Annotated in this window: 4 protein-coding genes and 1 pseudogene; 3 read left to right on the forward strand and 2 right to left on the reverse strand. The window is 69.1% G+C overall.

All coding sequences use genetic code 11. The features are described from left to right. Nucleotides 1–437 precede the first annotated feature (437 nt). From Q1X76_RS09715 to Q1X76_RS09725, 3 genes are all read left to right on the forward strand, one after another. On the forward strand, nt 438–1811 hold the full coding sequence (locus Q1X76_RS09715; protein WP_300719645.1) for a sodium-dependent transporter: 1374 nt from the start codon (nt 438–440) through the stop codon (nt 1809–1811). Nucleotides 1812–1955: 144 nt separating this feature from the next. Next, nucleotides 1956–2576: a signal peptidase I gene (lepB, locus tag Q1X76_RS09720; protein ID WP_300719647.1), complete on the forward strand. Its 621-nt coding sequence runs from the start codon at nt 1956–1958 to the stop codon at nt 2574–2576. A 158-nt stretch (nt 2577–2734) separates the two neighbouring features. Further along, nucleotides 2735–4261 carry a YifB family Mg chelatase-like AAA ATPase gene (locus Q1X76_RS09725; RefSeq protein WP_300719649.1) on the forward strand — a complete coding sequence of 509 codons (1527 nt, stop codon included), beginning with the start codon at nt 2735–2737 and terminating at the stop codon, nt 4259–4261. A gap of 374 nt (nt 4262–4635) precedes the next feature. Here the strand turns inward: Q1X76_RS09725 and Q1X76_RS09730 are convergent, their stop codons facing one another. Together Q1X76_RS09730 and Q1X76_RS09735 are read right to left on the reverse strand one after the other, a co-directional pair. Beyond that, nucleotides 4636–6420 (reverse strand): autotransporter outer membrane beta-barrel domain-containing protein, encoded by a 1785-nt coding sequence (locus Q1X76_RS09730; protein ID WP_300719651.1) that lies wholly within the window; start codon nt 6418–6420, stop codon nt 4636–4638. Further along, a pseudogene (locus Q1X76_RS09735) lies at nt 6417–7010 on the reverse strand (hypothetical protein); the annotation flags it as partial. The pseudogene Q1X76_RS09735 and the gene Q1X76_RS09730, both read right to left, overlap by 4 nt.

Raw genomic sequence — 7010 nt, forward strand, 5'->3', positions numbered from 1 at the left:
CGGCGGTGGCGGCGCTGGAGCCCCGGCTGCTGCGGGAACGCCTCTATTTCTCCGACAGCCGCCGCGACTCCGGCTGGCAGGCCCCCCGGCGGCCCGCCACGCCCGCCTTCCTGCCCTGGCTCGCGGGCCTGCGCTGAGGCCGCACGCAGGCGGGGCGTCTTCCGGCGGGGCGCCCGCTGCCGTCGGGCCGCCGGCGTCGCACGATGAGGGATGGCCCGCCTTCCACGCGCTTTTCCGTGGTGGCACCGTCCGGCACCGCACGCATGGGGGACGCCCCGGATGCGGCCGCTCCTGGACAGGGCCGTGCCGCCGGCGCCGCACGCATACGGACGGCCCGCGCGGCAGGCGGTTGACAATCCGCCGCAAAAAGGGCTCCTTTCCCGCATAACGATCCGTAATACAGGCCGACCGCGCCACGCGGCCGGCAGGGAGGTTCCATGTCTCAGGCCAGAGAGATGCTGGGCAGCCGTCTGGGCTTTTTGCTGCTTTCCGCGGGCTGCGCCATCGGGCTGGGCAATGTCTGGCGTTTCCCCTATATCACCGGCGCCTATGGCGGCGCGGTCTTCGTGGGCGTCTACCTGCTCTGCCTGCTGGCCGTGCTGCCGGTGATGATCATGGAATTCGCCGTGGGCCGCGCCTCCCGCAGCAATATGGGACGGGCCCTGAAAGTCCTGCCGCCCGGGGGCACGCACTGGCATGTCTTCGGCAGGATCCCCCTCTGGGGCAGCTACCTGCTCTCCATGTTCTACACCACGGTCACGGGCTGGATGCTGGCCTACTGCTGGCATACGCTCTCCGGCCATCTGGCCGGGCTGGACACGGCGGGCGTGGCGGCCTTTTTCGGCGCGACGCTGGCCAGCCCCCTGGAACAGGTGCTGGGCATGACCATCGTGGTGGGCGCGGGCTGCCTGGTCTGCGCCATGGGCGTGCAGAAGGGCGTGGAACGCGTGGTCAAGCTGATCATGGTGGGCCTGCTGGCCATCCTGGTGCTGCTGGTGATCCGCAGCCTGACCCTGCCCGGCGCGGCCGCGGGCGTGAGCTTCTATCTGGCCCCGGACGTGGCGAAGATGCAGAGCGTGGGCTGGTACGCCGTGCTCAACGCGGCCATGACCCAGGCCTTCTTCACCCTCTCGGTGGGCATCGGCAACATGACCATCTTCGGCAGCTACCAGAGCAGGGACCGCTCCCTCACCGGCGAAGCCCTGTGGATCATGGCCCTGGACACCTTCGTGGCCATCATGGCGGGCCTGATCATCTTCCCGGCCTGCTTCGCCTTCAGCGTGGCGCCCGACAGCGGCCCGGGCCTGATCTTCATCACCCTGCCCAACATCTTCAACGCCATGGACGGCGGCATCCTCTGGGGCACGCTGTTCTTCGTCTTCATGAGCTGCGCGGCGCTCTCCACGGTCATCGGCGTGTTCGAGAACATCATCTCCTACAGCGTGGACGTCAGCGGCCTGTCACGCCGCCGCGCCTGCGCGCTGCACTTCGCCGGCCTCTGGCTGGCCTCCCTGCCCTGCGCCCTGGGCTTCAACCTGCTGGCCGGCTTCCAGCCTTTCGGGCCGGGCAGCTGCGTGCTGGATCTGGAAGACTTTTTGCTCAGCAACAACCTGCTGCCCTTCGGCTGCCTGCTCTTTTTGCTCTTCTGCAGCTGGCGGCGCGGCTGGGGCTGGGACAATTTCGTGGCCGAGGTCAACCAGGGCCGGGGGCTGCGCTTCCCGCGCTTCATGAAGCACTATCTGCGCTACGGCCTGCCCTGCATCATCCTGCTGGTCTTCGTCATGGGCTATGTGGACAAGTTCGGCAAATAGCGTCCCGGGGGCTTGCCCTCTGCGCCCTGCCGGGGCATAGTGCAGGGGCCGCCCGCATCCGCGGCGAGCCCCCGCCGGGTCAGCACCGCCGACGCTGCGCCCCGGGGCCGCTGCCTGCGCGGCAATCCCGCAAAAGGAAGATCCATGAGTACACTGCTGCAGAAATCGCCCAAGAAATCCATGATACGCGAATACGGTGAAGCCCTGCTGGTGGCGCTGGTCCTGGCTTTCGTCATCAGGACCTTCGTGGTCCAGGCCTACAAGATCCCTTCGGAATCCATGGTCGAGACCCTGCTGGTCGGCGACCACCTGCTGGCCAGCAAATTCGCCTACGGCATCAAGATCCCCTTCACCCACAGCTACCTCTACCGCGGCGACGATCCCGCCTACGGCGACATCATCATCTTCGAATATCCCAACAATCCCTCGGTGGACTACATCAAGCGCGTCATCGGCCTGCCCGGCGACGTCATCACCGTGCGCGACAAGCGCCTCTACCGCAACGGCATGCCCGTGGAAGAAAGCTACATCCGCCACGAACAGCCCGACGTCATCGAGCCCATCCGCGACAACTTCGGCCCCGTGACCGTGCCGCCGGACAAATATTTCGTCATGGGCGACAACCGCGACAATTCCCTGGACTCCCGCTTCTGGGGCTTCGTGGATCGCGGCGCCATCCAGGCCAAGGCCTGGCGCATCTACTGGTCCTGGGACGACAAGGACAACAGCCCGCGCTGGAGCCGCATCGGCAAGGCCGTCCGCTAGGACGCGGCTTTCCGGGCGCCGCCGCACATGCGGCGGCGCCTTTTTTCATGCCTGCGCCGGAGCCGGGGCGACGGAGCGGACCACGCCGCCCCGGAGGCCGGCATCGCGCCCTGCCCCGCACGGGCGATGCGGGCACAACGCTCCGCTGTGGAGGGACCATGGTCATACGCTTATACAGCGCCGGACTGGAAGGGGTGGACGCCTTCCCGGTGGAGGTGGAAGTGGACCTGCTGCGGCAGGGTCTGCCCGGCTTCACCCTGGTGGGGCTGGCCGAGGCCGCCGTGCGCGAGGCGCGGGAGCGCGTCTTCTCGGCCCTGCGGGCCTGCGGCTTCCGCCTGCCGCCGTCGCGCGTCACCGTGAACCTGGCCCCGGCCGGACGCCGCAAGAGCGGCACGGCCTTCGACCTGCCCCTGGCCCTGGGCCTGCTGGCGGCCAGCGGACAGATACCCGTGGCAGCGCTGGAAGGCCGCGTCTTCGCGGGCGAGCTGTCCCTGAGCGGCAGTCTCAAGCCCGTGCCCGGCATGCTGCCCCTGACCATCATGGCCCGGCAGCGGGGCTTCGCGGCCGTGATCCTGCCGCCGGACAACGGCGCCGAGGCGGCCGTGGTGCGGGACGTGGCCGTGTTCACGCCCGCGCATCTGTCGCAGTGCGTGGCCTTCCTGCTGGGGCGGGAAAGCCTGGAGGCCCGGCGGCCCGAGCCCGCTCCCCCGGTGGACGCGGCCCTGTCCGCCGCGGATTTCGCCGAAGTGCGCGGCCAGCAGGGCGCGCGCCGGGCGCTGGAAGTGGCGGCCGCGGGCGGGCACAACCTGCTCATGATCGGCCCGCCCGGCAGCGGCAAGACCATGCTGGCCCAGCGCCTGCCCGGCATCCTGCCGCCCCTGGACTTCGAGGAGGCCCTGGAGGTCACCAAGATCTACAGCGTGGCGGGCAAACTGGCTCCCGGACAGGGACTGGTGCGCACACGGCCCTTCCGCTCGCCGCACCATACGGTCTCGGAGGCCGCGCTGGTGGGCGGCGGCCTGCACCCCAGCCCCGGCGAGGTGAGCCTGGCCCATCGCGGCGTGCTCTTTCTGGACGAGCTGCCCGAATTCCGCAAGAACGCGCTGGAGGTGCTGCGCCAGCCCCTGGAGGACGGCAGCGTGACCATCGCCCGCGCCGGCCAGAGCCTGACCTATCCGGCCTCCTGCATGCTGGTGGCGGCCATGAACCCCTGCCCCTGCGGCTATTACGGGGACCCGGACCACGAATGCACCTGCCGCCCCGACGCCCTGCACCGCTACCGCAACCGGCTTTCCGGCCCGCTGCTGGACCGCATCGACGTGCATGTGGAAGTGCCCGCCGTACCCTATGAGGACCTGCGCGGCGGTGAGGCGGCCGAGACCTCGGCCGTGATGCGCCGTCGCGTGCTGGCGGCCCGCGAACGCCAGCAGGAGCGCTATGCCGGGACGGCCTGCCGCTGCAATGCCGGCCTGGCCGGCCTGCTGCTGGAACGGCACTGCGCCCTGGACAGCGCCGGGCACGCGCTCATGGAACAGGCCGTGCGCGCCCTGGGCCTTTCCGCCCGCGCCTATACGCGCATCCTGCGCCTGTCGCGCACCATCGCCGACCTCGACGGCCGGGAGGCCATCGCGCCCGCCCATGTGGCCGAGGCCATCTCCCTGCGCGTGCTGGATCGCCCGCACTAGGCTCAGGCCCCATGACGTTTTGTTTTGGGGGAAGGAACCCTTTGCCTTGCTGTCGCTGCCCGCAAGGCCTTAGGGCGCACGGGCACGGCCGGGCGGGCCGCCCTTTGGGTCACTGCTTGCGGCAAAAAGGGCTTCCTTCCCCCTCAAACTCCCCATCTTCCCCAAAACCCGCCCAATTTTTATGGACAAGCAAGGGCAGGAGCTCTCATTGATGAGGGGCCCCGCCAGCGAACTGCGGATGCTCCCCCAGGCGACGACGGAGTTCCGCGCGACGAGGCGGGGCCGCCCCTCCGCCGAACGTCAAGGAGGCCCCTCCCGCCGCAGCAGGAAGGGCCTCGCACATAACGGCCTTCAGACCGTGTTACGGGATGTCCCTAGAACTCGTAGCGCACCTGGGCCGTACCGCTGACGCCCTGACGCACGCCGGTATGGCCCTGGACGCCGAAGTCCAGGCTCAGGCCGCTGTCGGCCACGGGCTTGAGGGTCAGGCCGGCTTCCAGCAGGCCGCTGTCGCCCTTGAGGCTCGGCGAGGGCGCGTCCAGCCCGTAGGCCGTGGCGCGGGCCTTGCCGTCGAACTCGCGTTCCCACGCGGCCCCGGCATAGCCGGTCACCTGCCGGCAGAAGTCATAGCCCAGCCGCGCGCCCAGGCGCAGGCGCTGCGAATCCACGTCCTTGAACGACCAGGGATCGTCCACGATGTGGGTGGACTGCCCCTGGGTACGGGTCCAGAAGTATTTGCCGTACAGGTCCAGGGTCAGGCTGTCGGACAGCTCCCAGAGGTAGCCGAGACCGGCATGCAGGCCGTAATAGGGCGTGGAAAGGTCATAATCGGCCTTGCGCCCGCTGACGGCATCGTGCAGGTCGTCGCTCTGCCAATGGCTGTTGATGCGACCGTAGCGGAAGGAACCTTCCAGATACAGGCCCTTGAGCAGGTCGCGGCTCAGATCCAGACGGGCCAGCAGACCGCCGCCGTAATAGCTGCTGCGGCCCTCGCCGTCCACGGAAGGACCGTCGGAGAAGCTGTTGTGGGTGTCCACACGGGCAAAGCCCGCTTCAAAGAAGACGCCCGCCAGGATGTCCATCATGGGCGTCTCCACCCGCTTGGCGAAGCCGGTCATGAAGCTCACGCCGCTCAGGTCCATGTGCGAACCCGTCTGGTAGCGCGAACGCGTGCCGCTCACCGCGGCGAAGGGCGCGATGCCCCAGGCCGGGCCCTCGCCGCTCATGGCAGCGGCGGCCCGGGCCCGGTCGATGCCCTGCCCGGCCACCAGGTCGGCGCCGATGTTGCCCAGGGCCACATTGGCCAGCACGCCTTCCAGCGGGGCCTTGGCCTGCGGGGCCAGCCGGCCGGCAGTGCCGCCCGTGCGGCCGCCTTCGCGGGCGTCCGGCAGCTTGTCGTCAGCCACCGTGGCCAGCAGGGAGGTATCCGTGGTCTTGAGGTCGAAATCATATTCCACGAAGACCCCCTGCCGGGCGCTGAGGCGCTCGTGGGTCATGCCTTCCGCGTTCAGGCCGTGCTCGTTGCTGAGCAGGGTCACGCTGTCGCCCTTGCGCAGCAGGGGCGTGCCGCCGGCCACGGCCACGCCTACGGAGCTGTTGCTGATGTCCGTGCCCTTCCCGTCCGTCAGGGTCAGGACGGTGCTGCCGGCCCTGGTCCCTTCCGGCAGGATGAAGTGATACCTGGCGAAGCGCCCCACGTTGGCGGCCGTCAGGCCGGACGTGCGCACTTCCAGCGTGTTGCCGGAGACCATGTCCCCGGTGCCGCTCTCCGTTCCGCCGCCGTACAGGGCCGTGCCGCGCAGGTTGGGGCTGCCTTCGAGGATGAGCGTGTTGCCGGTGGCCCTGCCCGCGCCCGTCTGGACGAAACCGCCGTAGACCGCAACGCCGGGCGTGCCGCCGCTGATGGTCACGGTGTTGCCGCTGGCGTCGCCCTGGTCGGTATAGCCGCCGTAAACGTACTTGCCCACGCTGCCGCCGCCGATGCGGACCGTATTGCCGCTTGCGGCGCCCGTGCCGGAATCCACATGGCCGCCCTTGACGTTGAGGGAAATGGCCCCGCCCTCGATGGTGACGCTGTTGTTCTCGGCAGTGCCTGTAACGGTGTATCCGCCGCAGATCTGGCCGTCGTCATCGGAAGTGCCGATGGTCCCGCCCGTCACCAGGACCGTGTTGCCGGAGACGGTATTGCCCCGCGGATCCTGGCGAGCGTGCCCCCGCTGACCGTGACCGTGTTGCCGGTGGCCCTGCCATTCTCGCTGAAGCCGCCGATCAGGTTCCCCACGGAGGCTGTGCCGCCGAAGCTGACCTTGTTCCCCCGGGTATCCTGGGTGCTGCCGGCGTCGATGAAGCTGCCGAAGGCATTGCCCGAGATGGTGCCGCCGTCGACGACCAGCTCATTGCCGGACGCGCCGCCCTTATCGCTGTAGCCGGCATAGATGTGTTTGCCCACCTCCCCGCCGTGCATCTCGATCTTGTTGCCGGAAGCCAGACCGCCGACGGTGTGGCCACCGTAGAGGTACTTGCCCACGCTGCCGCCGCTGATGCGGACCGTATTGCCGCTTGCGGCGCCCGTGCCGGAATCAACATAGCCGCCCTGGGCGTTGGTGGCGATGGTGCCGCCCTCGATGGTGACGCTGTTGTTCTCGGCAGCGCCTGTAACGGTGTATCCGCCGCAGATCTGGCCGTCGTCATCGGAAGTGCCGATGGTCCCGCCCGTCACCAGGACCGTGTTGCCGGAGACGGTATTGCC

It is taken from the genome of uncultured Desulfovibrio sp. (assembly GCF_949282365.1).
In the GTDB taxonomy this organism is placed as follows: Bacteria; Desulfobacterota; Desulfovibrionia; order Desulfovibrionales; family Desulfovibrionaceae; genus Desulfovibrio.